Origin of the sequence: Mycobacterium sp. E1214, from assembly GCF_001666755.1 — a bacterium.
Lineage (GTDB): Bacteria > Actinomycetota > Actinomycetes > Mycobacteriales > Mycobacteriaceae > Mycobacterium.
The window spans coordinates 19204-43943 of record NZ_LZJC01000083.1 but is presented as its reverse complement, the minus strand read 5'-3'; the positions used below and the strand labels follow the sequence as shown (position 1 = coordinate 43943).

General features: G+C 69.8%; 25 protein-coding genes, 1 tRNA gene and 1 pseudogene. 14 read left to right on the top strand and 13 right to left on the bottom strand.

All coding sequences use genetic code 11. The features are described 5' to 3' along the window. Nucleotides 1-57: 57 nt before the first annotated feature. The 6 genes from A5700_RS10515 to A5700_RS10490 are packed head-to-tail and all read right to left on the bottom strand — an operon-like array spanning nucleotide 58 to nucleotide 8434. Entirely contained in the window at nucleotides 58-828 is a 771-nt protein-coding gene (locus A5700_RS10515; protein ID WP_068065411.1) for an enoyl-CoA hydratase family protein, read from the bottom strand. After that, on the bottom strand, nucleotides 828-1994 hold the full coding sequence (locus A5700_RS10510) for an acyl-CoA dehydrogenase family protein (RefSeq protein WP_068065408.1): 1167 nt from the start codon (nucleotides 1992-1994) through the stop codon (nucleotides 828-830). Before A5700_RS10510 ends, A5700_RS10515 begins: the two co-directional genes overlap by 1 nt. Beyond that, entirely contained in the window at nucleotides 1991-3970 is a 1980-nt protein-coding gene (locus tag A5700_RS10505) for a biotin carboxylase N-terminal domain-containing protein (protein ID WP_068065625.1), read from the bottom strand. Before A5700_RS10505 ends, A5700_RS10510 begins: the two co-directional genes overlap by 4 nt. Before the next feature lie 5 nt (nucleotides 3971-3975). Then, nucleotides 3976-5571: an acyl-CoA carboxylase subunit beta gene (locus tag A5700_RS10500; protein ID WP_068204714.1), complete on the bottom strand. Its 1596-nt coding sequence runs from the start codon at nucleotides 5569-5571 to the stop codon at nucleotides 3976-3978. Then, nucleotides 5568-6716: an acyl-CoA dehydrogenase family protein gene (locus tag A5700_RS10495; RefSeq protein WP_068065402.1), complete on the bottom strand. Its 1149-nt coding sequence runs from the start codon at nucleotides 6714-6716 to the stop codon at nucleotides 5568-5570. The genes A5700_RS10500 and A5700_RS10495 overlap by 4 nt, the downstream gene beginning before the upstream one ends. Next, on the bottom strand, nucleotides 6713-8434 hold the full coding sequence (locus A5700_RS10490; protein ID WP_068065399.1) for an acyclic terpene utilization AtuA family protein: 1722 nt from the start codon (nucleotides 8432-8434) through the stop codon (nucleotides 6713-6715). Before A5700_RS10490 ends, A5700_RS10495 begins: the two co-directional genes overlap by 4 nt. 237 nt (nucleotides 8435-8671) lie before the next feature. On the opposite strand from A5700_RS10490, the gene rpmF reads away from it, so the two are divergent. The 5 genes from rpmF (at nucleotide 8672) to A5700_RS10465 (ending at nucleotide 13341) form a co-directional block, all read left to right on the top strand. Continuing rightward, nucleotides 8672-8845 carry a 50S ribosomal protein L32 gene (gene rpmF / locus A5700_RS10485; RefSeq protein ID WP_068065395.1) on the top strand — a complete coding sequence of 58 codons (174 nt, stop codon included), beginning with the start codon at nucleotides 8672-8674 and terminating at the stop codon, nucleotides 8843-8845. Between the two features lie 58 nt (nucleotides 8846-8903). Then, a complete protein-coding gene (mprA, locus tag A5700_RS10480; RefSeq protein ID WP_068065392.1) occupies nucleotides 8904-9590 on the top strand; it encodes a two-component system response regulator MprA in 687 nt (228 codons plus the stop codon). A 16-nt stretch (nucleotides 9591-9606) separates the two neighbouring features. After that, on the top strand, nucleotides 9607-11151 hold the full coding sequence (locus tag A5700_RS10475) for a HAMP domain-containing sensor histidine kinase (RefSeq protein ID WP_068065389.1): 1545 nt from the start codon (nucleotides 9607-9609) through the stop codon (nucleotides 11149-11151). Nucleotides 11152-11244: 93 nt separating this feature from the next. Continuing rightward, nucleotides 11245-12783, top strand: a complete 1539-nt coding sequence (locus A5700_RS10470) for a S1C family serine protease (protein ID WP_068065385.1) — start codon at nucleotides 11245-11247, stop codon at nucleotides 12781-12783. 60 nt (nucleotides 12784-12843) lie between these two features. Then, nucleotides 12844-13341: a molybdenum cofactor biosynthesis protein B gene (locus tag A5700_RS10465; protein ID WP_068065382.1), complete on the top strand. Its 498-nt coding sequence runs from the start codon at nucleotides 12844-12846 to the stop codon at nucleotides 13339-13341. A 16-nt stretch (nucleotides 13342-13357) separates the two neighbouring features. Here A5700_RS10465 and mscL read toward each other — a convergent pair whose 3' ends face one another. From mscL to A5700_RS10445, 4 genes are all read right to left on the bottom strand, one after another. Then, on the bottom strand, nucleotides 13358-13819 hold the full coding sequence (mscL, locus tag A5700_RS10460; RefSeq protein ID WP_068065379.1) for a large-conductance mechanosensitive channel protein MscL: 462 nt from the start codon (nucleotides 13817-13819) through the stop codon (nucleotides 13358-13360). A gap of 66 nt (nucleotides 13820-13885) precedes the next feature. After that, a complete protein-coding gene (locus A5700_RS10455) occupies nucleotides 13886-14566 on the bottom strand; it encodes an SAF domain-containing protein (RefSeq protein ID WP_068065376.1) in 681 nt (226 codons plus the stop codon). Between the two features lie 65 nt (nucleotides 14567-14631). Beyond that, nucleotides 14632-14976: an FmdB family zinc ribbon protein gene (locus A5700_RS10450; protein ID WP_068065373.1), complete on the bottom strand. Its 345-nt coding sequence runs from the start codon at nucleotides 14974-14976 to the stop codon at nucleotides 14632-14634. 88 nt (nucleotides 14977-15064) lie between these two features. Beyond that, nucleotides 15065-15664 carry a 5-formyltetrahydrofolate cyclo-ligase gene (locus A5700_RS10445; RefSeq protein WP_068065370.1) on the bottom strand — a complete coding sequence of 200 codons (600 nt, stop codon included), beginning with the start codon at nucleotides 15662-15664 and terminating at the stop codon, nucleotides 15065-15067. A 76-nt stretch (nucleotides 15665-15740) separates the two neighbouring features. On the opposite strand from A5700_RS10445, the gene A5700_RS10440 reads away from it, so the two are divergent. The 5 genes from A5700_RS10440 (at nucleotide 15741) to A5700_RS10420 (ending at nucleotide 20055) form a co-directional block, all read left to right on the top strand. After that, nucleotides 15741-16652, top strand: coding sequence for a UTP--glucose-1-phosphate uridylyltransferase (locus tag A5700_RS10440; RefSeq protein ID WP_068065367.1), 912 nt, complete (start codon nucleotides 15741-15743; stop codon nucleotides 16650-16652). A gap of 78 nt (nucleotides 16653-16730) precedes the next feature. Continuing rightward, nucleotides 16731-18023 carry a gephyrin-like molybdotransferase Glp gene (gene glp / locus A5700_RS10435; RefSeq protein WP_068065365.1) on the top strand — a complete coding sequence of 431 codons (1293 nt, stop codon included), beginning with the start codon at nucleotides 16731-16733 and terminating at the stop codon, nucleotides 18021-18023. Between the two features lie 22 nt (nucleotides 18024-18045). Further along, nucleotides 18046-18699, top strand: coding sequence for a GNAT family N-acetyltransferase (locus A5700_RS10430; protein ID WP_068065362.1), 654 nt, complete (start codon nucleotides 18046-18048; stop codon nucleotides 18697-18699). Between the two features lie 201 nt (nucleotides 18700-18900). Further along, nucleotides 18901-19932 carry a gephyrin-like molybdotransferase receptor GlpR gene (gene glpR / locus A5700_RS10425; RefSeq protein WP_068065359.1) on the top strand — a complete coding sequence of 344 codons (1032 nt, stop codon included), beginning with the start codon at nucleotides 18901-18903 and terminating at the stop codon, nucleotides 19930-19932. A gap of 50 nt (nucleotides 19933-19982) precedes the next feature. Continuing rightward, nucleotides 19983-20055, top strand: a tRNA-Ala gene (locus A5700_RS10420). Between the two features lie 176 nt (nucleotides 20056-20231). Here the strand turns inward: A5700_RS10420 and A5700_RS26080 are convergent. Then, nucleotides 20232-20549, bottom strand: coding sequence for a hypothetical protein (locus A5700_RS26080; RefSeq protein WP_156671183.1), 318 nt, complete (start codon nucleotides 20547-20549; stop codon nucleotides 20232-20234). A gap of 126 nt (nucleotides 20550-20675) precedes the next feature. On the opposite strand from A5700_RS26080, the gene A5700_RS10415 reads away from it, so the two are divergent. Further along, the gene (locus A5700_RS10415; RefSeq protein WP_068065622.1) at nucleotides 20676-21008 is read left to right on the top strand and encodes a metal-sensitive transcriptional regulator; all 333 of its coding nucleotides are present in this window, start codon (nucleotides 20676-20678) and stop codon (nucleotides 21006-21008) included. An 11-nt stretch (nucleotides 21009-21019) separates the two neighbouring features. Here A5700_RS10415 and A5700_RS10410 read toward each other — a convergent pair whose 3' ends face one another. Further along, nucleotides 21020-21379 carry an Rv2640c family ArsR-like transcriptional regulator gene (locus tag A5700_RS10410; RefSeq protein ID WP_068065356.1) on the bottom strand — a complete coding sequence of 120 codons (360 nt, stop codon included), beginning with the start codon at nucleotides 21377-21379 and terminating at the stop codon, nucleotides 21020-21022. A gap of 98 nt (nucleotides 21380-21477) precedes the next feature. On the opposite strand from A5700_RS10410, the gene A5700_RS10405 reads away from it, so the two are divergent. Both A5700_RS10405 and arsB read left to right on the top strand, forming a co-directional pair. Further along, a complete protein-coding gene (locus tag A5700_RS10405; RefSeq protein ID WP_068065353.1) occupies nucleotides 21478-21942 on the top strand; it encodes an ArsI/CadI family heavy metal resistance metalloenzyme in 465 nt (154 codons plus the stop codon). Then, nucleotides 21939-23012, top strand: a pseudogene (gene arsB, locus A5700_RS10400) (ACR3 family arsenite efflux transporter); the annotation flags it as partial. The gene A5700_RS10405 and the pseudogene arsB, both read left to right, overlap by 4 nt. 176 nt (nucleotides 23013-23188) lie before the next feature. Here arsB and A5700_RS10395 read toward each other — a convergent pair. Further along, nucleotides 23189-23656 (bottom strand): MarR family winged helix-turn-helix transcriptional regulator, encoded by a 468-nt coding sequence (locus tag A5700_RS10395; RefSeq protein WP_068065347.1) that lies wholly within the window; start codon nucleotides 23654-23656, stop codon nucleotides 23189-23191. Between the two features lie 91 nt (nucleotides 23657-23747). Here A5700_RS10395 and A5700_RS10390 point away from each other — a divergent pair, with 91 nt between their 5' ends. Then, nucleotides 23748-24380, top strand: coding sequence for an NADPH-dependent F420 reductase (locus A5700_RS10390; RefSeq protein ID WP_068065344.1), 633 nt, complete (start codon nucleotides 23748-23750; stop codon nucleotides 24378-24380). The last annotated feature ends 360 nt before the right edge of the window (nucleotides 24381-24740 follow it).

Below are 24740 nucleotides of genomic sequence, written 5' to 3'. Positions count from 1 at the left end.
GCCGCGGGTGGGGTCGCCGCGCGGGCCGACGGGCCGGCGCGGTTGTTCGACACCTGGCTAACTCGCCCAGCTGGGCGGGCGCTTCTGCAGGAACGCGAGCATGCCCTCCCGGGCCTCGTCCGAGACAAACAGCCGGGCCGATTCCTGGGCGAGCCGTTCGGCGTCCCGGTCGAACCCGTCGAGCACCGCGGCGGTGGTCAACGCCTTCGACGCGGCGAGCCCCTGCGGCGACCCGCGGCCGATGTCGGCGACCAGTGCCGCCAGCGCGGCGTCGACGTCGTCGGTGGCCATCGTGATCAGCCCGATGGCGGCGGCGGTGGCCGCGTCGAAGGTCTCGCCCGTCAGGTAGTAGCGGGCGGCCGCGCGGGCGGACAACTTCGGCAGCAGCGTCAGCGAGATGATCGCCGGCGCGACGCCGATGCGGGCCTCGGTGAGCGCGAACGTGCTGCGCGGGCCGGCCACCGCGAGATCGCACGCGGCGACCAGACCCATGCCGCCGGCGCGCACGTGACCGTCCACGGCGCCGATCACCGGCAGCGGCGCCTCGACGATGGCCCGCAGCAGCGCCGCCATCTCGTGGGACCGCTGGACGGTCGCCTCGGCGGGATCCGTGCTGGCGGCTCCCTGCGACAGGTCGGCGCCCGCGCAGAACGTATTGCCGGTGTGCCCGAGAACGACCACCCGCACTCCCGGGTCGGCCGCCGCGTCCTGCAGGCCCTGGTGCAGCTGGTTCACCAGCGTCGTCGACAGCGCGTTGCGGTTGTGCGGCGAGTCGAGCGTCAGCCGCGCGGTGTGCCCGTCTACCGCGTAGCCGACCAGCCTGTCCATCAGTAGCTGCGCGGCAGGCCGAGGGAGGTCTGCGCGACGAAGTTGAGCACCATCTCGCGACTGACCGGGGCGATCCGGCCCAGCCGCGCCGAGGCCAGCATGGCCGCCACGCCGTACTCCTTGGTCAGGCCGTTGCCGCCCATCGACTGCACCGCCTGGTCCACCGAGCGCGTCGCGGCCTCGGCCGCGGCGTACTTGGCCATGTTCGCGGCCTCGGCGGCGCCGCCGTCGTCGCCGGCGTCATACAGCGTCGCCGCCTTCTGCATCATCAGCTTGGCCAGCTCGACCTCGATGTGGCACTGCGCCAACGGGTGCGACAGACCCTGGTGCGAGCCGATCGGGGTGCCCCACACCTGCCGCGTCTTGACGTAGTCGGCCGCCCGGCTGAGCGCGAATCGGCCCATGCCCACCGAGCTGGCGGCGCCCATGATGCGCTCCGGGTTCAGGCCGGCGAACAGTTGGGCGATGGCGGCGTCCTCCGCGCCGACCAGGGCGTCGCTGGGGAGCCGGACGTCGTCGAGGAAGACCTGGAACTGGCGCTCCGGGCTGATCAGCTCCATCTCGATGGGCGTGTAGGTGAACCCCGGCGAATCGGTGGGCACCACGAACAGCGCCGGGCGCAGCTTGCCGGTCTTGGCCTCCTCGGTGCGCGCCACCACCAACACCGCCTGCGCCTGGTCGACGCCGGAGATGTACACCTTCTGGCCCTTGAAGATCCAGTCGCTGCCGTCGCGGCGCGCGGTGGTGGTGATCCGGTGTGAGTTGGACCCGGCGTCGGGCTCGGTGATGGCGAACGCCATCGTCAGCGTGCCGTCGGCGATGCCGGGCAGCCACCGCCTCTTCTGCTCGTCGGTGCCGAACTTGCTGATGATGGTGCCGTTGATGGCGGGGGAGACCACCATCAGCAGCAGCGCGCTACCGGCGGCCGCCATCTCCTCCATGACCAGCGACAGCTCGTACATGCCGGCGCCGCCGCCCCCGTACTCCTCGGGCAGGTTGACCCCGAGGAAGCCCAATTTGCCGGCCTCCGACCACAATTCGTCGGTGTGCTGGTGCGCGCGGGCCTTCTGTAGGTAATAGTCGGCGCCGTAGTTGGCCGCCCACTCGGCGACCGCCTTGCGCAGCGCTCGGCGGTCCTCGTTCTCGATGAAGCTGCTTTCGGTCACTGGGAATCTCCTTCTGCTTGCGGCGCATCCACCCTCGCCAGGACGGCACCGACTTCGACTTGTTGACCGGTCGTCACGCTGAGTTCGGCGAGCACGCCGTCCGACGGCGCGGTGATGGTGTGCTCCATCTTCATCGCCTCCAGCCAGATCAGCGGCTGGCCTGTGGTGACGGTGTCACCGACCGCCGCACCGAGCCGGATCACGTTGCCGGGCATGGGCGCCACCAACGAACCCTTCTCCACGGCCGAGCCGGGCTCGGGGAATCGGGGCAGCGCGACCAGGCGCACCGGTCCCAGCGCGGAATCGACGTAAACCTCGGCACCGTAGCGCCGCACCGAAAAGCGGTGCTCGACATGGTCCTCGCCGAGCACGACCGCGCCGGGCGCGGCCGACACGACGTCGACCGACTCGTCGTCGGGCAGCGCCACCGCGCCGCGGGTCCAGCGGTATGCGACCCGGTGCTCGCCGTCCTCGTCGTCGCGGTAGCTCTTGACCTGGAAACCGGAGGCGAGGTTGCGCCACCCGCTGGGCAGCGAACCCAGCACGCCGGCCGTCGCGCGATTGTGGGCGGCGTCGGCGAGCGCGGCGGCGATCGCGGACAACCGCACGGCGGTCGCGTCGGCCAGGGGCGCCGCCAGCCTCGCCAGCCCGTGGGTGTCGAAGAACGCGGTGTCGGTGGCGCCGTCGAGAAACGCCGGGTGCCGCAGCACGTTGACCAACAGCTCACGGTTGGTGCGCAACCCGTGCAGGCGGGCGCGGGCCAGCGCGTCGGCGAGCACCAGCGCCGCCTGGCGGCGCGTCGGGGCGTACGAGATGACCTTGGCCAGCATCGGGTCGTAGTGGATGGACACCACCGAGCCGTCGACGATCCCGGAGTCCAGCCGGATCCCGGTACGGTGCCCCAGCGAGCCGAATTCGGTGCGTACGCCGGGCACACCGATCGCGTGCACCGGCCCGGCCTGCGGCTGCCAGCCGCGCGCCGGGTCCTCGGCGTAGAGCCGGGCCTCGATCGAATGCCCCTGCGCCGCCGGCGGATTAGCGTCGAGCCGGGCGCCGTCGGCCACCGCGAGCTGCAGCTCGACCAGGTCCAGGCCGCTGGTCTCCTCGGTGACCGGGTGCTCGACCTGCAGGCGGGTGTTCATCTCCAGGAAGTAGAACTCGCCGTGCTCGTCGGCGAGGAACTCCACGGTGCCGGCACCGGTGTAGCCGATGGCGCTCGCGGCCAACCGGGCCGCGTCGAACAGCCGGTCCCGCATGCCAGGCGCCCGCTCGACCAGGGGGGCGGGGGCCTCCTCGATGATTTTCTGATGGCGGCGCTGGATCGAGCACTCCCGCTCCCCGACCGCCCAGACGGTGCCGTGCGCGTCGGCCAGCACCTGTACTTCGATGTGGTGCCCGGTGGGCAGGTACCGCTCGCAGAAGACCGTCGGGTCACCGAACGCGGACTGCGCCTCGCGGCGCGCCGCCTCGACTTCCCCGGCCAACGCGGACAATTCGTGCACCACCCGCATGCCGCGGCCGCCGCCACCGGCGGAGGCCTTGACCAACACCGGCAGCTGCGCCTGCGTGACCGTGTCGGGATCCAGCTCGTCGAGCACCGGGACCCCGGCCGCCGCCATCATCTTCTTGGACTCGATCTTGGAGCCCATGGCGCGCACCGCGTCTACCGGCGGCCCGATCCAGATCAGGCCGGCGTCCTGCACGGCGGCCGCGAATTGCGCGTTCTCCGAGAGAAACCCGTAGCCGGGATGGATCGCGTCGGCGCCGGCCGACCGCGCCGCGGCGATCAGGGCGTCGGCGTTGAGGTAGTCGTTGGTGTTGGGCAGCCGCACCCGCGCGTCGGCCTCGGCGACGTGTGGGGCGGCGGCGTCGGGGTCGGTGTAGACGGCGACGGTGCCCACGCCGAGCCGTCGGCAGGACGCGAACACCCGCCGCGCGATCTCGCCGCGGTTGGCGACCAGCACTCGAGTGACCATGGTGCTCACATTCGGAAGACGCCGAAGTTCGACGTCCCCTTGATCGGGCCATTGGCGATGGCGGACAGGCACATTCCCAGCACGGTGCGGGTATCTCGGGGGTCGATCACCCCGTCGTCGTAGAGCATCCCGGACAGCACCAGCGGCAGCGACTCGGCCTCGATCTGACCCTCGACGGCGGCGCGCATGGCGGCGTCGGCGTCCTCATCGACCTGCTGCCCGCGGGCCTGGGCCGCGGCGCGGGCGACGATCGACAGCACCCCCGACAGCTGCGCGCCGCCCATCACGGCGGCTTTGGCGCTGGGCCAGGCGAACAGGAAGCGCGGGTCGTAGGCGCGCCCGCACATGCCGTAGTGGCCGGCGCCGTAGGAGGCGCCGATCAGCAGCGAGATGTGCGGGACCGTCGAGTTGGACACGGCGTTGATCATCATCGACCCGTGCTTGATCATCCCGCCCTCCTCGTAGTCCTTGCCCACCATGTAGCCGGTGGTGTTGTGCAGGAACAACAGTGGGGTGTTCGAGCGGTTGGCCAGCTGGATGAACTGGGTGGCCTTCTGCGACTCCTCGCTGAACAACACCCCGCGGGCGTTGGCCAGGATGCCCAGCGGGTAGCCGTGCAGCCGGGCCCAGCCGGTGACCAGCGACGAGCCGTAGAGCGCCTTGAACTCGTCGAAGTCCGACCCGTCGACGATGCGGGCGATCACCTCGCGCGGGTCGAACGGGATGCGCAGGTCGGCGGGCACGATGCCGAGGAGTTCCTCGGTGTCGAACAGCGGCTCGAGCACCGGCGCGGGCGCCGGGCCCTGTTTGACCCAGTTGAGGCGCGCGACGATGCGGCGCCCGATGCGGATGGCGTCCAGCTCGTCGATCGCGAAGTAGTCACCCAGACCCGAGACGCGGGAATGCATTTCGGCTCCGCCGAGCGACTCGTCGTCGGACTCCTCGCCGGTGGCCATCTTGACCAGCGGGGGACCGGCGAGGAACACCTTGGAGCGCTCCTTGATCATCACCACGTGGTCGGACATGCCGGGCACGTAGGCGCCGCCCGCGGTGGAGTTGCCGAACACCAGCGCGACCGTGGGGATGCCCGCCGCGGAGAGCCGGGTGAGGTCGCGGAACATCCGCCCGCCCGGGATGAACACTTCCTTCTGGGTGGGCAGATCCGCCCCGCCGGATTCCACCAGCGAGATCACCGGCAGCCGGTTCTCGAAGGCGATCTGGTTGGCCCGCAGGATCTTCCGCAGCGTCCAGGGATTGCTGGTGCCGCCCTTGACGGTGGGGTCGTTGGCGACGATCATGCACTCCACGCCCGACACCACGCCGATGCCGGTGACCACGCTGGCCCCGACCTGGAAGGCGCTGCCGTAGGCCGCCAGGGGGCACAGCTCCAGGAACGGCGCATCCGCGTCGAGGAGCAGCTCGATGCGTTCCCGGGCGGTCAGCTTGCCCCGGCTGTGGTGTCGCTCGACGTATTTGGGGCCGCCGCCGGACAGCGCCTTGGCCAGCTCCCCGCCGATCTCCTCGAGGCGCGCGATGGCGGTGGCGGCGGCGTCGGCGTAGCCGGCCGCGCGCGGGTCGAGGGTGGAGGTCAGCGCGGTCACGATTGGTAGCCAAGGGTTTTGGCGGCCAGCGAGCTGAGGATTTCGGTGGTGCCGCCGCCGATGCCCAGGATCCGCATGTCGCGGTACTGGCGTTCGACCTCCGATTCGGCCATGTAGCCCATCCCTCCGAAAAGCTGTACCGCCTGGTTGGCCACCCATTCGCCGGCTTCGACGGCGGTGTTCTTGGCGAAGCACACCGGCGCGATGAGGTTGGTCTCGCCGGCCAGTTGCCGCTCGACCACGTTGCGCGAGTAGACCCGCGCGACGTCGATGCGGCGGGCCATCTCGGCCAGCGTGTTCTGCACCGACTGCCGCGAGATCAGCGGCCGGCCGAAGGTCTCCCGGTCGCGGCACCACTGCACCGTGAGGTCCAGGCAGCGCTGCGCGCTCGAATATGCTTGTGCCGCAAGCCCGATACGCTCGGCGACGAACGCCTGCGCGATCTGCAGGAATCCGCTGTTCTCAATGCCCACGAGGTTCGCCGCGGGCACGCGAGCGTCGACGTAGGACAGTTCCGCGGTGTCCGAGGACCGCCAGCCCATCTTGTCCAGCTTGCGGCTGACCTCGAAACCCGGCGTGCCCTTCTCGACGACCAGCAGGGACACCCCGGCGGCGCCGGGACCGCCGGTGCGCACCGCGGTGACCACGTAGTCGGCGCGCACCCCGGAGGTGATGTAGGTCTTGGCGCCGTTGACCACGTAGTGGTCGCCGTCCCGAACCGCCGCGGTGCGCAGGTGCCCGACGTCCGAACCGCCGCCCGGTTCGGTGATGGCCAGCGCGCCGATCTTCTCGCCGGCCAGCGTCGGCCGCACGAACTCCTCGATCAGCCGCTCGTCGCCGGAGGCGATCATGTGGGGGACCGCGATGCCGCAGGTGAACAACGACGCGAACACCCCGCCCGGCGCGCCGGCCTGGTGCACCTCCTCGCAGATGACGACCGCGTCGGCGCCGTCGCCGCCGCCCCCGCCGACCGCCTCGGGGAAGCCCGCGCCCAGCAGGCCGGCGGCGCCGGCCCGCCGGTGCAGGTCACGCGGCAACTCCCCGACGCGCTCCCATTCGGCGGCGTGCGGCAGGATCTCGCGTTCGGTGAAGGAGCGCACCGTCTTGCGCAGCTGTTCGCGCTCCGCCGTCGTCCAAAGATTCACAGCAACCCCTCCGGGATGTCGACGTGCCGGGCGCGTAACCACTCGCCCAAGCCCTTGGCCTGCGGGTCGAACCGCGCCTGGTAGGCGACACCCTGGCCCAGGATGCCGTCGATGACGAAGTTGACCGCGCGCAGGTTCGGCAGCAGGTGCCGGGTGACCGCGAAGTCGACGGCCTCGGGCAGCAACTCCTTGAGGAGGTCGACGGTCAGGGCATGCGCCAGCCAGCGCCACTGCTCGTCGGTGCGCACCCACACCCCGACGTTGGCCGAGCCGCCCTTGTCGCCGCTGCGGGCACCGGCGATGCGGCCCAGCGGCACGCGGCGCACCGGGCCCTCGGGCAGCGGCTCGGGCAGCGGCGGCGCGTCGACCGGTGCCAACGCCAACGTCTCGGCGGCGCAGGGGATTTCGGTGCGGCTACCGTCGGCGCGCACGGCGACGTGCGGCACCTGCGCGGCGTCGACGTATCCGGCGTGGAACACCCCGTAGACCTGACCGTCGCCGGGCGGCGCGGTGACATGGAACCCGGGGTAACTGGCCAACGCCAATTCCACTGCGGCGGAGGAGAATTGCCGACCCACGTTGGCGGCATCGGGGTCGCGGACCACGCAGTGCAGCAGGGCGCTGGCCGCTTCCTCGGTGTCCGCGTCGACGTGATCGGTGCGGGCCAGCGACCACTCGAGCTCGGCGGCCTTGACCGTCAACGAGCTTTCCAGCTGCCGGCGTACCAGCTCGGCCTTGGCGTCGATGTCCAGGCCGGTGAGCACGAACGTCATCGCGTTGCGGAAGCCGCCGATGCTGTTCAGCGACACCTTGTAGGTGGGCGGCGGCGGCTCGCCGCGCACCCCGCTGATCCGCACCCGGTCGGCGCCGTCCGCGGACAGCTCGACGGTGTCGATGCGCGCGGTCACGTCGGGGTTGGCGTAGCGCGCCCCGGTGATCTCGTAGAGCAGCTGCGCGGTGACGGTGTCGACGCTCACCCGCCCGCCCGTGCCCGGATGTTTGGTGATGACGGCCGAGCCGTCGGCGCTGACCTCGGCCAGCGGGAAACCGGCGTGCAGCAGGTCGGGCACCTCGGTGAAGAACGCGTAATTGCCGCCGGTGGCCTGCACCCCGCACTCGATGACGTGACCGGCGACCACGGCGCCGGCGAGCCGGTCGTAGTCGGCGCGGCCCCACCCGAAGTGCGTGGCCGCCGCCCCCACGATCACCGAGGCGTCGGTGACCCTGCCGGTGACCACCACATCGGCGCCGTCGGCCAGGCAGTCGACGATGCCCCAGGCGCCCAGGTAGGCGTTGGCGGTCAGCGGCGTGCCCAGCCCGAGCTCGGCGGCGCGCGCCGAGAGGTCGTCGCCTTCGACATGCGCGATTCGGGCGTCGACGCCCAGGCGTTCGGCCAGGGCGCGGATCGCGTCGGCCAGGCCGGCCGGGTTGAGACCGCCGGCGTTGGCGACGATGCGCACCCCGCGGTCGCGCGCCTCGCCCAGGCAGTCCTCCAGCTGGGTCAGAAACGTCTTGGCGTAGCCGCGGTCCGGGTGCTTCATCCGGTCGCGCCCCAGGATCAGCATGGTGAGTTCGGCCAGGTAGTCGCCGGTGAGGTAGTCGACCTCGCCCCCGGTGAGCATCTCGCGCATGGCCGACAACCGGTCGCCGTAGAACCCGGAACAGTTGGCGATGCGGACGGGGCCGCCGTCGCCGGAGGCGCCGAAAGCAGGGGCCATGCCCGTCCTCCATCCAGGGATTCACCGGTGAATGCCGAACCAACCAACCGGTAGGTTAGCGGGTACCGCCGGTGTCACGTCAAGGATCCCATCCCGCCGCGCGTCGCCGGGCCGGCCGACGCGTTTTGGCGACCGGCAACCATGCGACTATCCTGGACAGCGATCGTCGCCCGTCGGCCTTGCGGCCACGCCGCGCGACTGCCGTCCCCGAAGCAACATGAGGAGTTAGGCCCGACCATGGCCGTACCCAAGCGCAGAATGTCGCGCTCGAACACCCGTAGCCGGCGCGCGCAGTGGAAGGCCGAGAAGACCGAGCTCGTCGGCGTGACCGTGGCCGGTCAGCGGCACAAGGTGCCCCGCCGGCTGCTCAAGGCGGCCCGGCTGGGCCTGATCGACCTCGACCGGCGCTAAGTCAACTACCGGCGCGCCTCTCAGGCCGCTCTCAGGCGCTGGGACGAAACTAGGGTCTGTGCGAATACTGGTCGTTGATGACGATCGCGCGGTGCGCGAGTCGCTGCGCAGGTCGTTGTCCTTCAACGGCTACTCGGTCGAGCTGGCCAACGACGGGCTCGAGGCCCTCGACAGGATCGCCAGCGACCGGCCCGACGCGCTCGTCCTGGACGTGATGATGCCGCGGCTCGACGGCCTCGAGGTGTGCCGCCAGCTGCGCAGCACCGGCGACGACCTGCCGATCCTGGTGTTGACCGCCCGCGACTCGGTGTCCGAGCGGGTCGCCGGCCTGGACGCGGGCGCCGACGACTATCTGCCCAAGCCGTTCGCGCTGGAAGAGCTGTTGGCCCGAATGCGGGCGCTGTTGCGCCGCACCAAGCCCGACGACGACGCCGAGTCGGTCGCGATGAAGTTCTCCGACCTGACCCTGGACCCGGTGACCCGGGAGGTCACCCGGGGACAACGCCGGATCAGCCTGACGCGCACCGAATTCTCGCTGTTGGAGATGCTGATCGCCAACCCGCGCCGGGTGCTCACCCGCAGCCGCATCCTCGAAGAGGTGTGGGGATTCGACTTTCCGACGTCGGGCAACGCGCTCGAGGTCTACGTCGGTTACCTGCGCCGCAAGACCGAGGCCGACGGCGAGCCCCGGTTGATCCACACGGTGCGCGGGGTGGGCTACGTGCTGCGGGAGACGCCCCCGTGAGGACGCAGCCGCGGCGATGATCCGTTTCCCCTGGCACCAGCGGGCGCCGCTGCGCGCCACCAGTTCGCTGTCGCTGCGCTGGCGGGTCATGCTGCTGGCGATGTCGATGGTCGCCATGGTCGTCGTGCTGATGGCATTCGCGGTCTACGCCGTGATCTCGGCCGCGCTCTACAGCGACATCGACAGCCAGCTGCAGAGCCGGGCGCAGCTGCTGATCGCCAGCGGTTCGCTGGCGGCCGACCCCGGCAAAGCCATCGAGGGCACGGCGTATTCCGACGTCAACGCCATGCTGGTCAATCCGGGGCATTCGATCTACACCGCGCAGCAACCCGGTCAGACGTTGCCGGTCGGCCCCCCGGAGAAGGCGGTGATCCACGGCGACCTGTTCATGTCCCGGCGCACGGCCGGCGATCAGCGCATCCTGGCCATCCACCTACCCAACGGCACGTCGCTGCTGATCTCCAAGAGCCTCAAGCCCACCGAGGCGGTGATGACCCGGCTGCGCTGGGTGTTGCTGATCGTCGGCGGGATCGGCGTCGCGGTCGCGGCGGTGGCCGGCGGCATGGTCACCCGCGCCGGCCTGCGACCGGTGGGCCGGCTCACGGAGGCGGCCGAGCGGGTGGCCCGCACCGACGACCTGCGGCCCATCCCGGTGTTCGGTAGCGACGAGTTGGCAAGGCTCACCGAGGCTTTCAACCTGATGCTGCGCGCACTGGCCGAGTCGCGGGAGCGCCAGGCCCGCCTGGTCACCGACGCCGGGCACGAGCTGCGCACGCCGCTGACGTCGCTGCGCACCAACGTCGAGCTGCTGATGGCCTCGATGGAGCCCGGCGCGCCGCGGCTGCCCGAGCAGGAGATGGTGGACCTGCGCGCCGACGTGCTCGCCCAGATCGAGGAACTGTCGACGCTGGTCGGCGATCTGGTGGACCTCACCCGCGACGATGCCGGACAAGTGATCCACGAGCCCGTCGACATGTCCGAGGTGGTCGACCGCAGTCTCGAGCGAGTCCGGCGGCGCCGCAACGACATTCACTTCGACGTCGACGTGACGCCCTGGCAGATGTACGGCGACGCGGCCGGGTTGTCGCGCGCCGTGCTGAACCTGTTGGACAACGCCGCCAAATGGAGCCCCGCGGGCGGGCGCGTCGGGGTGACCATGCGCCAGCTCGACGACTCCCACGCCGAGCTGGTGGTGGCCGACCACGGCCCGGGCATCCCGCCCCACGAGCGGCGCCTGGTCTTCGAACGCTTCTACCGCTCGACGACGGCGCGCGCCATGCCGGGCTCCGGCCTCGGGCTGGCCATCGTGAAAAAGGTGGTGCTCAACCACGGCGGGCTGCTGCGCGTCGAGGACACCGTGCCGGGCGGCCAACCTCCGGGCACGTCGTTCTACGTGCTGCTTCCGGGCCGTCCCCTGCCGGCGCAGCCCTATTCGCCGGCCGACGCCGCCGAGGCACCGGGCGAGACCGACGCAGGCGTCGGATCGGATGGCCGATCAGCGAACTCTCGGCAATCGGCGAACGTTATCTCAGTGGACTCTCAGTCCGCGCGAGCAAGGTAGGTCTGCAGCTACTGTTGAACCGAGCCAAGTCGAGCCTGAACCGAGGCGAGTCGAGCCGGATCACCGAAATAGAGGAAAGAGCGACTTAGCGACATGACGAATGACCCGAGGTATTCGCCACCGCCGCAGCAGGGCTACCCCCCGGCGCAAAACCCGCCGGCATCGGCGGGTGGCCCGACCGGCCCGGTGCCCTACGGCCAAGGGCCGCAGGCGCCGTACAACCAGCAGTTCGACTGGCGCTATCGGTCGCAGCCGTCGTCGCAGACCTCCCAGTTCCGGCAGCCCTACGAGCCGTTCAGCAGCACCGGGCCGGGCCGCATCCCCGGCGGTACCGGGGTGGGCCCCATTCCCGGTGGCACCGGCGCGGGCCCGATCCCCGGCATGATGCCCCCCATCCCCGGCCCGCCGGCACCCCAAAAGCGGCCCCGCGCAGGGCTGTTGGCGGTCGGCGCGCTGGCCATCGCGGTGGTCTCGGCCGGCATCGGCGGTGCCGCCGCGACGGCCGTCGAACTCGGCACCCACCCGACGGGCAACGGCGGTGGACGCGCCATCGGCGCGGCGCCCAGCGTCCCCGCCGCGAACATGCCGCCGGGCAGCGTCGAAGGCGTGGCCGCCAAGGTGGTGCCCAGCGTCGTGATGCTCGAGACCGACTTGGGCCGGCAGTCCGAGGAGGGCTCCGGCATCATCCTGTCGGCCGACGGGCTGATCCTGACCAACAACCACGTCATCGCCACCGCCGCGGGGCCTCCGCAGAAGGCGCCCGGCACCCCGGGCGGTCCCGGCGGGCCCGGTGGGCCGGGCGGCCCCGGCGGCCCGGGGGGCCCCGGCGGACCGGGCGGACCCGGCGGCCCCGGAGGTCCGGGCGGAGCGCCCAAGACCACGGTGACGTTCTCCGACGGTCGCACCGCGCCGTTCACGGTGGTGGGCGCCGACCCGACCAGTGACATCGCGGTCATCCGCGTGCAGGGCATGTCCGGGCTGACGCCGATCTCGCTGGGCTCCTCGTCGGACCTGCGGGTCGGGCAGCCGGTCGTAGCGATCGGGTCGCCGCTCGGCCTGTCCGGCACGGTGACCACGGGCATCGTCAGCTCGCTGAACCGGCCGGTGTCCACGACCGGCGAGTCCGGCAACCAGAACACCGTCCTGGACGCCATCCAGACCGACGCCGCCATCAACCCGGGTAACTCCGGCGGCGCCCTGGTCAACATGAACGGCCAGCTGGTCGGCGTCAACTCCGCCATCGCCACCCTGGGCGGCGATTCGCCCGACGCCCAGAGCGGTTCGATCGGCCTGGGCTTCGCGATCCCGGTCGACCAGGCCAAGCGCATCGCCGACGAGCTGATCGCCACCGGCAAGGCCCAGCACGCCTCGCTCGGGGTGCAGGTCACCAACGACAAGGGCACGCCCGGCGCGAAGGTCGTCGACGTCGTGACGGGCGGGGCGGCCGCGACCGCCGGGGTGCCCAAGAACGTGGTGGTCACCAAGGTCGACGACCGCCCCATCAACAGCGCGGACGCGCTGGTCGCGGCCGTGCGCTCGAAGGCGCCCGGCGACAAGATCTCGCTGACCTACCAGGATCCCGCTGGTGGCAGCCGAACCGTTCCGGTCACCCTGGGGAAGGCGGATCAGTAAGTGAGAGTCGAAGAGCCACTGAGTGAATCGCTGTCGGGGCTCGGATATACGGTGGCACCCATGGATACGGGTGCTGAGTTGGTGGTCGGCCGGGCGCTGGTCGTGGTGGTCGACGATCGCACCGCCCACGGGGACGAGGACCACAGCGGGCCGTTGGTGACCGAGCTGTTGACGGAGGCGGGGTTCGTCGTCGACGGCGTGGTGGCCGTGGCGGCCGACGAGGTCGAGATCCGCAACGCCCTCAACACGGCGGTGATCGGCGGTGTGGACCTGGTGGTGTCGGTCGGCGGGACGGGCGTCACGCCGCGCGACGTCACCCCGGAGGCCACCCGCGACATCCTCGACCGCGAGATCCTCGGCATCGCCGAGGCGGTGCGCGCGTCAGGGCTGTCCGCCGGCATCATCGACGCCGGGTTGTCGCGCGGCCTCGCCGGGGTCTCGGGCAGCACGCTGGTGGTCAACCTGGCCGGGTCGCGCTACGCCGTCCGTGACGGCATGGCGACGCTGAACCCGTTGGCCGCCCAGATCATCGGCCAGCTGTCCAGCCTCGAGATCTGACCGCGGCCGGTAGCGATCACTGAGATTCCGCGTCCGCGCGGGGTCCGTGCTCGGGCGTCGGCGCGGTCGTCGCCACGGTGCCGTGCTTGCCGGCCGAATCGCCGTTGGTCTGCGCGAGCAGGTCGCGGATCTCCTTGAGCAACACGATCTGTGCGTCGTCGGCCTGCTCGACCTGGCCGCGCTTGCGCAGCGTCGTGTACGGCAGCACGACCAGGAAGTACACCACCGCGGCGATGATGACGAAGTTGATCGCCGCCGACACGACGTTGTTGAAGTCGATGGTCTGACCGCCGCCGATGCTGATCCGCAGGATGCCGAGATTCGACTTGCCGTTGACGCCGACGCGGTTGACCAAGGGCTTGATGATGCTGTCGGTGAACTGCGTGACCAGCGCGGTGAACGCGGTACCGATGACGACCGCGGTGGACAGGTCGACGATGTTGCCCCGGGAGAGAAACTCCTTGAATCCCTTGAGCATGGGGACGTCCTTTCTGGGCCTGGACAGAGTTTGCTACCGGTCGGGTGCCACACCGGGGCCGTGTGCTCAATGCAGAGTCAGGGTCACCGTCTGGCCCAGCGCCGAGCCTGCCACGGTGTTCGCCACACGGGCCGGCAGCGCAACCAACACTACGCGGTCGCCGTCGGCGGACTGAACCCTTTCCTTGGTCGACACCAGCACCACCACCGCGTCGGTCGCCACCACCTTGGGCGGGGCGGGCGTGGGGTCGGAAGAACCGGACGCCGGTGCGGCCAGGACGTCGACGACGTCGCCGGGACGCACCAGATCGATCAGGGCGGCGTCGGCCAGGTGCAGCGGCACGATGCGCGCACCGGCGCCCGCCTGCGAGCCGATCGCGGCCTCGGCCAACCTGCTGCCCAGCACGCGCACGTCGGTCAGTACCTCGCCGCGCCTCGTCGGGCTGGCCAGCGTCGCGCCCAGCACCACCCCCATATCCGTCCTCGCGCCGTCGGGAATGGTTGTCAGCAAGCGCTTTTCGAGTCGAACGTCGGCGTCGGTGAGGGCCGCTCCCGGGCGCAGGTCATGGTCGGCGACCACCACCTCGGCGTAATCCCCGGCGGGGTCGGAGCGCAGCGTTGCGGCCGCGGCGAGCACCACCAACCCGCCCGCTGCGGCGCGGCGCGCCAGCACGGTTCTGGTCCATTCCGGCCGCGCCCAGAGGACCAGCCGGCTGAAAAAGGTTGCATTGAGCGGGGACTCGCGCACCCCGCAACGGTAGGCGGGCCGGGCCCTCGAGGATGCCGCCGACAAGCGGCGCTGTGGATAACCCGCTAGCTGCTGGCAGCCGCGGTCGAGGCGGTGGAGCTGCTGCTGCTCGACTTGTCGCTCGAGCCGGACTTCTCGGCAGAGCCGGACTTTTCGCTCGATTTTTCCGTCGAGCTGGAACTCGACTCACCGCTCGACGAGGAGCCGTTGGTGGCGCCCGACTTCTTGCCCGATTCGCGGCTGTCGGTCCGGTAGAAACCGCTGCCCTTGAACACCACGCCCACGGAGTTGAAGCGCTTGCGCAACCGCCCGGAGCAGCGTTTGCACGTCGTCAGCGCGTCATCGGTGAATGCCTGCACGATGTCGAAGCGGTCGCCGCATTCGGTGCACTGGTAGCTGTAAGTCGGCACAAAAACCTCCGGATGATTTGTGACCTGATTAGCACTCTAGCGTCTCAAGTGCTAGAACCGCCACGTGACATGACTCATTCCCGATGTGTCACGGGGTACCCACTGCGACCAGTCCCGCCCCCGGGGTTAGCGCGTGGGTCATCGGCACGTCGTGCGGTTCGGACGGCAGCGCGTCGAGGAGCTCGGCGTCGCGGACCACCGCGACCAGCGGCGCCGCGCCGCGGCGCGCGTGCAGCGACCGGTCGTAGAACCCGCGGCCGCGGCCCAGCCGCACCCCCGCGCGGTCGACGGCCAGCGCCGGCAGCAGCACCAGGTCCGCCTCGCCCAACGCGGTGTCCGGCAGCCAGGGCGCGGGCGGTTCGAGCAGCCCCCAGCGGCCGGCCACCAGCGCCCCGGGACGGTAGTCGCCCCACCGCAGAGGCCGCGGCGCACCGTCGGGACCCGTCCGCGCGACCGGCAGCAGCACCCGCCCCGCGAGCGCCAGCAACCTGTCCAGAAGGTCGATGGACCCGGGCTCGGTGCCCACCGGAACGTAGGCGCACACGGTGTCGCGGCCGCGCACAAAGGCTTTCAGGGTGTCCACGTGCTCGCCCAGCAGCCGGGCCTCGGCGGCCCGCACATCGTCGGCAACGCGCCCGCGCGCCGCGAGGAGCTGCTCGCGCAGCACCGCCTTGCTCGTCGTCGCCATCTGTTAACCATGACAGCCAGCGAATTCGACGTGCCACATCGGTTTGGCTGACCGGAAGCGGGTTATCGTGTGAACGATGTCTTCCCCACGTGTGGTGGTTCCGCGCACGGCGATCGTGCCCGCCGCCGGCCTCGGGACCCGCTTTCTGCCGGCGACGAAAACGGTGCCGAAAGAGTTGCTGCCGGTCGTCGATACTCCCGGCATCGAGCTGGTCGCCGCCGAGGCGGCCGAGGCCGGCGCCGAACGCCTGGTCATCATCACCTCCGAGGGCAAGGACGGGGTGGTCGCGCACTTCGTCGAGGACCTGGTGCTGGAGAGCACGCTGGAGGAGCGCGGCAAGAAGGCCATGCTCGACAAGGTGCGGCGGGCGCCGCGGCTGATCAAGGTCGAGTCGGTGGTGCAGAGCGAACCGCTGGGCCTGGGCCACGCCATCGGGTGCGTCGAGTCCCGGCTGGCCGCCGACGAGGACGCGGTCGCGGTGTTGCTGCCCGACGACCTGGTGCTGCCCACCGGCGTGCTCGACACGATGTCTAAGGTGCGGGCGCACCACGGCGGCACCGTGCTGTGCGCCATCGAGGTCTCTCGCGAGGAGATCAGCGCCTACGGCGTGTTCGACGTCGAGCCGGTCCCCGGCGACGACAACCCGGACGTGCTGCGGGTCAACGGCATGGTGGAGAAGCCTCGCGCCGCGGACGCCCCGTCGTTGTTCGCCGCCGCCGGCCGCTACATCCTGGATCGCGCCGTCTTCGACGCGCTGCGCCGCATCGAGCGTGGCGCCGGCGGCGAGGTGCAGCTGACCGACGCCGTCGCGCTGCTGATCGCCGAGGGACACCCGGTGCATGTCGTGGTGCACCACGGATCTCGACACGACTTGGGAAATCCTGGCGGCTACCTCAAGGCTGCGGTTGACTTTGCATTGGATCGTGACGACTACGGCCCGGAGCTACGGCGATGGCTGGTGGCGCGGTTGGGCCTGGCGGAGCAGTAGCCAGGCGGTGACGCCCGGCCCGTCATGGGCGTTCGAAGGGCGATGCCCGCCAGGGCATTTTGGGCAGAGAGGCTCGCTGTGCGTTCGGTGGAGGAGCAGCAGACCCGGATAACGGCGGCCGCCGTCGCTCCGCGGCCCATTCGTGTGGCGATCGCCGAGGCGCAGGGCCTGCTGTGTGCCGAGGAAGTGGTGACCGAGCGGCCGATGCCCGGCTTCGACCAGGCCGCGATCGACGGCTACGCGGTCCGCAGCGTCGACGTGCTGGGCGTCGGAGAGGTGGGTGAGGACGCCGGCTTCGGCGAGGTCACCGAGGACGGCCCCGGCCTCGACGGGGGCGACGGCCTGACGCTGCCGGTGATGGGCACGATCGAGGCCGGCGCGCGCACCCCCAGCCGCCTGCAGCCCCGCCAGGCCGTGCGGGTGCGCACGGGCGCGCCGCTGCCCACGCTCGCCGACGCGGTGCTGCCCCTGCAGTGGACGGACGGCGGGACGTCGCGCGTGCGAATCTTCCGCGGGGCGCCGTCGGGCGCCTACGTCCGGCGTGCCGGCGACGACGTCCAGCCCGGCGACGTCGCGGTGCGCGCCGGCACCGTGATCGGCGCGGCCCAGGTCGGGCTGCTGGCGGCCGTCGGCCGCGAGCGGGTGCTGGTGCATCCGCGCCCGCGGGTGGCGATCATGGCGGTCGGCGGGGAACTGGTCGACATCTCCCGCACGCCGGGCAACGGGCAGGTCTACGACGTCAACTCCTACGCGCTGGCGGCCGCGGCACGCGACGCCGGCGCCGAGGTCAACCGCATCGGCATCGTCAGCGAGGACCCCAAGGAGCTGCGCGACATCGTCGAGGGTCAGATCAATCGGGCCGAGATTGTGGTGATCGCCGGCGCCGTCGGTGGCGCGGCGGCCGAGGCAGTGCGCTCGGTGCTCGCGGACCTGGGGGAGATGGAGGTGGTCCGCGTCGCCATGCACCCCGGTTCGATCCAGGGCTTCGGCCAGCTCGGCCGCGAGGGCGTGCCCACCTTCCTGCTGCCGGCGAACCCGGTCAGCGCCCTGGTGGTATTCGAGGTGATGGTCCGGCCGCTGATCCGGCTGTCGCTGGGCAAGCGGCAGCCGATGCGCCGCATCGTGCAGGCGCGCACGCTCGCGCCGATCGCGTCGGTGGCGGGCCGCAAGGGCTTCCTGCGCGGCCAGCTGATGCGCGACCAGGAAAGCGGGGAGTACCTGGTGCAGGCGCTCGGTGGCGCGCCCGGCGCGTCGTCGCACCTGCTCGCCACGCTTGCCGAGGCGAACTGCCTGGTGGTGGTGCCCAGCGGCGCCGAGCAGATTCGCACCGGTGAAATCGTCGACGTCGCCTTCCTCGCCCAGCGCGGCTGAGCCGAACCGACTGCGTCCGACCGTGAACCTGTTGCGCAACACTTCCCGTCATCCGGGGTGGCCGTCGAGCGTCGGGCCGCTGCGCGTCCCCGCGGGCGTCGTGCGGCTGCGCGCGGTGCGGATGCGCGACGGCGCCCAGTGGAGCCGCATCCGGCTGGCCGACCGCGCCCATCTCGAGCCGTGGGAGCCCAGCGCGGACAGCGATTGGACCGTCCGGCACACCGTGGCCGCCTGGCCGGCCCTGTGTTCCGGCCTGCGCGCCGAGGCCCGCCAGGGGCGCATGTTGCCTTATGTCATCGAGCTCAACGGGCACTTCTGCGGCCAGCTCACCATCGGCAACGTCACTCACGGCGCGCTGCGCTCGGCATGGATCGGGTACTGGGTGCCCCGGGTGGCCACCGGCGGCGGCGTGGCCACCGCGGCGCTGGCGCTCGGCCTGGATCACTGCTTCGGGCCGGTGATGCTGCACCGGGTGGAGGCCACCGTGCGCCCGGAGAACGTCGCCAGCCGCGCGGTGCTGGGCAAGGTCGGGTTTCGGCAGGAAGGCCTGCTGCAGCGCTACCTCGAGGTCGACCGGGCCTGGCGCGACCACCTCTTGATGGCCATCACGGCCGAGGAGGTCAGCGGGTCGGTCGCTTCGGCGCTGGTCCGGTCGGGTCACGCCGCCTGGGCCTAAACCGGCCGCTTCCCTGGTCGGGCCGCCGACGCCGGCGGCGACACGCCTGCGCACCTGCGGTTGTGGCTAGCGCGACACGAGTGGCTTGTGGTGCTTGTGAGAGCGAAATTACAGGTGTGTAATTGATCTGGTCGTTACGACCCGGCCGCGCTGGCCACCAACCGGCCTCGCGGGGAGCGGAACCGAAGAGAGCAGGTCGTTATGCCAAGCATCCCGCAGTCACTGTTGTGGATCTCGCTCGTGGTGCTGTGGCTGTTCGTGTTGGTGCCCATGCTGGTCAGCAAGCGCGACGCCGTGCGGCGCACCAGCGACGTGGCGCTGGCCACCCGGGTGCTCAACGGCGGGGCGAATTCCCGGCTGATCAAGCGCAGCGGACCGGCCGCGGGGCACCGCAGCGACCCGCACTGGCAACCGCCGGTCGAGACCGACGCCGAAGACCACGAGGACCGCGAGGCCGCCGACGGGGACGACGACGCCGACACCGACGACCTGCGCCGCCGGCGCCCCGTCGTGATGCGCATGGCGGTGCCCGAGCAGGCCGAACCGGACTATCTCGACGTCGACGTCGTCGAGGACTCCCAGGCTTTGCCCGCCGGGGTCAGCGCCGTCCAGGACGCCGACGAGCACGCCGACGACGCCGACGACGACGAGGCCGACACCGACGAAGTCGCCCGCACCGCTGACGAGACCGACGACACCTACGAATACATCGAGGACTCGTCCGGGCTGGAGCCCGAGGCCGACGGCGACGAGGCCGACGAGGAGGCGCCGGCGCCGATTCCGCGCAACGCCTCGCGGCGCCGCCGGTTCGACACCAAGACCGCCGCCGCGGTGAGCGCCCGCAAGTACGCCTTCCGCAAGAAGGTGCTGATGGCGATGGCCGTCGTGCTGGTCGGTTCGGCCACCGCGGCGTTCAAGGTGTCCCCGGCCGCATGGTGGCTGTGCGGCACCGCCACCGTCGTCACGCTGCTCTACCTGGGCTACCTGCGGCGGCAGACCCGCATCGAGGAAAAGGTGCGGCGCCGCCGCGCGCAGCGGGTGGCCCGCGCGCGGCTCGGCGTGCACAACGCGCACGACCGCGACTACGACGTGGTCCCGTCGCGGCTGCGACGCCCGGGCGCGGTGGTGCTGGAGATCGACGACGAAGACCCCGTCTTCGAGCACCTGGAGTACGCCATGGCGATGCGCAACTACGGCTGGCCGCGGGACCTGCCCCGCGCCGTCGGCGAATAGGGCTCGGGTTTCGGCGCTGGGCGGCTCGACTGGTAGCCTGCTAGCGATCAGGGGCTATGGCGCAGTTGGTAGCGCGACTCGTTCGCATCGAGTAGGTCAGGGGTTCGAATCCCCTTAGCTCCACACAGTTTGACCAGGTCAGGGCTCAGTTGAGCTACACGGAAGCTGCGCGGTCCGCAAGAGGTTCGATCGCCGCATCCAAGCCGGTCCGCAGCCGAACACGTGGACTAACTGTTGTGCGGTGGGGTCGGATCCGGCGGGAGTGCCGTTTCCGACTACCGCTGCCGCCCGTTCGCGCCTTAGCGCCCTGACTTCGGATCCATCGTGTTGGGTCCCATTGCTCCTGGGTTCATCTCACCCGGTTTCATGTCGGCACAGCAGTCCTTCGCTGCGTGAGCCGCAGGCATACGCCCCATTCCCATCTGCATATGCGCGTGCTCGCTCCAATCGAGGAAGAAGCCCGAGAGAAAGATCGCGGCGACGATGAACAATCCGCCAGCGACGACGCCGACCCACGCCACGGCCCGGTTCAGGCGGCTCGACTGGTAATTGGGCTTGGCTGATGGTGGGGTGACCGAGTCGTCGGTTGGTTGCGCGACATCCGTCGTATCTGCCATGACTAAGGCCTCTCGTATCGGGATAAGACGCGGCCATGCTACCCCACCGGGGGTGGGGTGGGGTAGCGTAGGCGATGGCTTACCGCGATGCCGGGGCGGCTGGGAGGCCGCTGGAAGGAGACGATGATGTCGGAGGAGTTGACCGCCAAGAAGCAGGCTGCACTGGGTCGGCTCAAAACTGCGCGGGGCCATCTCGACGGGATCATCAGGATGCTGGAATCCGACGCGTACTGCGTGGACGTGATGAAGCAGATTTCCGCGGTGCAGTCAGCATTGGAGCGCACCAACAGGGTGATGTTGCACAACCACCTGGAAACCTGCTTCTCGGAAGCTGTCGTAACTGGTCAGGGCCAGCAGGCGATCGCAGAGCTGGTCGATGCGCTCAAGTTCAGTCCTGCCCTGACTGGGCCCGACGCGTGCATGAACCGCACGACGGCGGACGCTAGGGCTCGGACGTAGCTCCGTCGCGGCTAGCGACAGCAGTTCGGATCGAGCACGGTGCACAGCGCGACGAGTGCGTCGCGGCGGGGTCGGTGATACACATTCATCCCGCGACGTTCGGACTCGACCAAACCTGCACGGCGTAGTTGGGACAGGTGATGGCTCACTGTCGATTCGCTCAGTTCCACCGCCGATGCGAGATCGCAACTACAAACCTCACCCGCCTCCGAACTGAACAACAGCGACACCAACTTGACCCGCACCGGGTCTGCTAACGCCTTGAGGCGCAACGCAATCGCCAAGGCCGCTTCGTCGTCGACCGGACCGGCGGCGACCGGTGAACAGCACACGGGCGCGGACATATCCACCGCCGGCAACGTCTTGGGCATGTCGCCATCCTGCCACAAGGTTGACTTATATCGAAGAGGTGGCAGGATCGGCGTAGTCGGTAGTTCGACATAAGCCACAGAGGTAAGGGGAACCCGTCATGTCCCGCACCCAACTCGCACTCAACGTGGACGACCTTGACGAGGCCATCGCGTTCTACTCCAAGCTGTTCAATGCCGCCCCCGCCAAAATCAAACCGGGCTACGCGAACTTCGCGGTCACCGAACCGCCCTTGAAGCTCGTCCTCATCGAAAACCCTGGCCACGGTGGGAGTCTCAACCATCTCGGCATCGAGGTGGAGTCCAGCGATGCCGTGCACTCCGAGATCGCCCGCCTGACCGACGAAGGCCTCTTCACCGAAGAGGAACTTGAAACAACCTGCTGCTTTGCCGCCCAGGACAAGGTATGGGTGACCGGACCCGCGGGCGAGAAGTGGGAGGTGTACACCGTCCTCACTGACTCCGAGTCGTTCGGCACTGACTCCACCGCACTTGCCAACGGGCCTGGCACCATCAGCGCCTGCTGCACCGCATTAACCAGCGACCACGCAACAGACGAATCGTGAGCCAGCGAACAGAACGAGAGACGCCGCCTGCGGTCGCGGAGAAGCTATCGCGGCTCGATCAACTCCTGCCGGTGTGGATTGGCCTTGCGATGGCTACCGGTCTACTGCTCGGAAGACTCATCCCAGGACTCAACACCGCCCTGAATCACGTTCAGATTGACGGTATCTCGCTGCCCATCGCCATCGGCCTATTGGTGATGATGTACCCGGTTCTCGCCAAGGTCCGTTACGGCAGGCTGAGCACCGTGACCGGCGACCGCAGACTGCTCGCAAGCTCACTCATCCTCAACTGGCTCGTCGGCCCCGCGCTGATGTTTACGTTGGCGTGGCTGCTGCTGCCAGATCTCCCGGACTACCGCACCGGTCTAATCATCGTGGGCTTGGCGCGCTGCATCGCGATGGTGATCATGTGGAACGACCTTGCCTGTGGCGACCGAGAAGCCGCCGCCGTGCTCGTCGCGCTGAATTCACTGTTCCAGGTCATCATGTTCGGCGTCCTCGGCTGGTTCTACCTCTCGGTGTTACCTGGCTGGCTTGGCCTGCCGCAAAGCACCATCAGCGCCTCGCCCTGGCAGGTCGCCAAATCCGCCCTCGTCTTCCTCGGCATCCCCCTATCGGCCGGATACCTCACTCGACGCTTCGGCGAGAACACCAAAGGACGCGACTGGTACGAGTCCTCGTTCCTCCTCAGAATCGGACCATGGGCGCTCTACGGGCTGCTGTTCACCATCGTCATTCTCTTTGCGTTGCAAGGACACCAGATCACCAGCCGGCCACTCGACGTACTTCGCATCGCGATCCCGTTGTTGGCCTACTTCGCCATCATGTGGGGTGGCGGGTACCTGCTGGGAGTAGCTATCGGCCTCGGATATCAACGCACCGCCACGTTGGCGTTCACGGCTGCGGGCAACAATTTCGAATTGGCCATCGCGGTATGCATCGCGACGTACGGGGCCACCTCGGGACAGGCGCTTGCCGGTGTCGTCGGCCCCCTTATCGAAGTCCCGGTCCTGGTAGCCCTGGTCTACGTTTCGCTGGCCTTGAGGGGGCGATTCTCCGCCACCCGTGACAGGGCCGCGTGATGCCGAACCCGCAGTGCCGCCCCTCCCGCGAACGGATACAACAGAAGCTAGCGTCCGCAGTAGCTTCCTCAGCGGTCTTTCGAACCCCCATGGCTCCCGCCGGGACCCGCGGTTGTCAAGCCTGCCTCGGGCGCTCATTCGGACTGCCGAACGGCGGCCAGGCATCAGACGGCTTGGCCGTCGGGCGTGGCCAGGTGGCGCATGATTCGTTCGTTGAGGGTGGCGATGGTGGCGAGCTCGGCCGGTGTGAACAGGTCGATGAAATGCCGGCGGACGTCCTCGACGTGCCGTGGTGCGGCCCTTTCGATGGCGGCGCGTCCGGCCGGCAGTAGCGCAACGACGGTGCTGCGGGCGTCGTCGGGATTAAGCTCCCGGCTGATCAGCCCGTCCTGTTGCATGCGCCGCAGCTGGTGCGACAGGCGGCTCTTCTCCCAATCCAGCGCGAGGGAAAGATCGCGGGCGCGCATGCGGTTCCCGGCCACCGCCGACAGCACGACGAGGACGTCGTAGTCGGGGCCGGACAGGCCCATCTCCTGCAGGCTCCGATTGAGGCGCGTGACGAGCTGTCGTTGCGCGAACACGAACGCACGCCACGCGCGGTCTTCGTCGGGATTCAGCCACTTCGGTTCCATCAGCGGTCACCTTACCGCGCTTGGTTGACGTCTCATCCAATGGTTATGGTTGAGACATCAACATACTGGGTTATCAACCAAAGGAGGACGCGTGAGCAGCATCAGCATCATCGGCACGGGCGACATGGCCCGCGCCTTGGCCGAACGCGCGGTTGCCGGCGGCAACGCCGTGGAGATCATCGGCCGCGACTCGACGAAGGCGAACAAGATGGCGGCCGGGCTCGACGGCGCCACCGTCGGCACCGCCGGAGCCGCCCCGGTAGGGGACATCGTCATCCTCGCCGTGCCTTATGCCAGCGCCGTCGACGTGATCGGCGAGTACGGGGATGCCCTGAGCGGCAAGGTCATCGTCGACATCACCAACCCCGTCTCTGCCGACATGACGGGCCTCGTCACCCCCGAGGGCAGTTCCGCCGCGCAGCAAATCGCGAAGGCCGCCCCCGCCGGCGCGCACGTCATCAAGGCCTTCAACACCGTATTCGGCAACGTTCTGACCGCTGGCATGGCCGACGGCCGCTCCCTGGACGTGTTCCTCGCAGGTGATGACGCGCAGGCGAAGACGAGGGTGTCGGCCTTCGTCGAAAGCCTTGGCCTGCGCCCGCTGGACGCCGGCCCGCTGCCCCTGGCGCGGGCGCTCGAGTACGCGGGCCTGCTGGAAATAAGTCTGTTGAATCACGCCCTGCGAGACAGCAGTTTTGCGCTGGGCGTCACCGTCCTCGACTGACCAACACACCAACCTCGAAAAGGGAAGTCTCATGCGCGTTTTCGTTACCGGCGGGACCGGCCATGCCGGCTCGCACATCATCCCCAGCTCTCCGATGCGGACCTGGTGGCTCGGATAATCGGCGATCCGCCCAATCCGCTTCTCGCTCGGCGCTTTTGGCCGCGAATCAGACGTGCCGTGACTCGGTGTGCAGCTTCTGAGCCGGTGCCGCCGACGCACAACCCCGAGCCCATAGTCGCCAAACCCAACAATTCCGGTGGACCCGTCGCCGAGCTCGACGGGCGCCACGAAGGTGGCCCAAGCACGGGCCGGCTCGGTCCTGGTGGCCAACAACCGTGATGACCACCTCGCCTTCGGCAA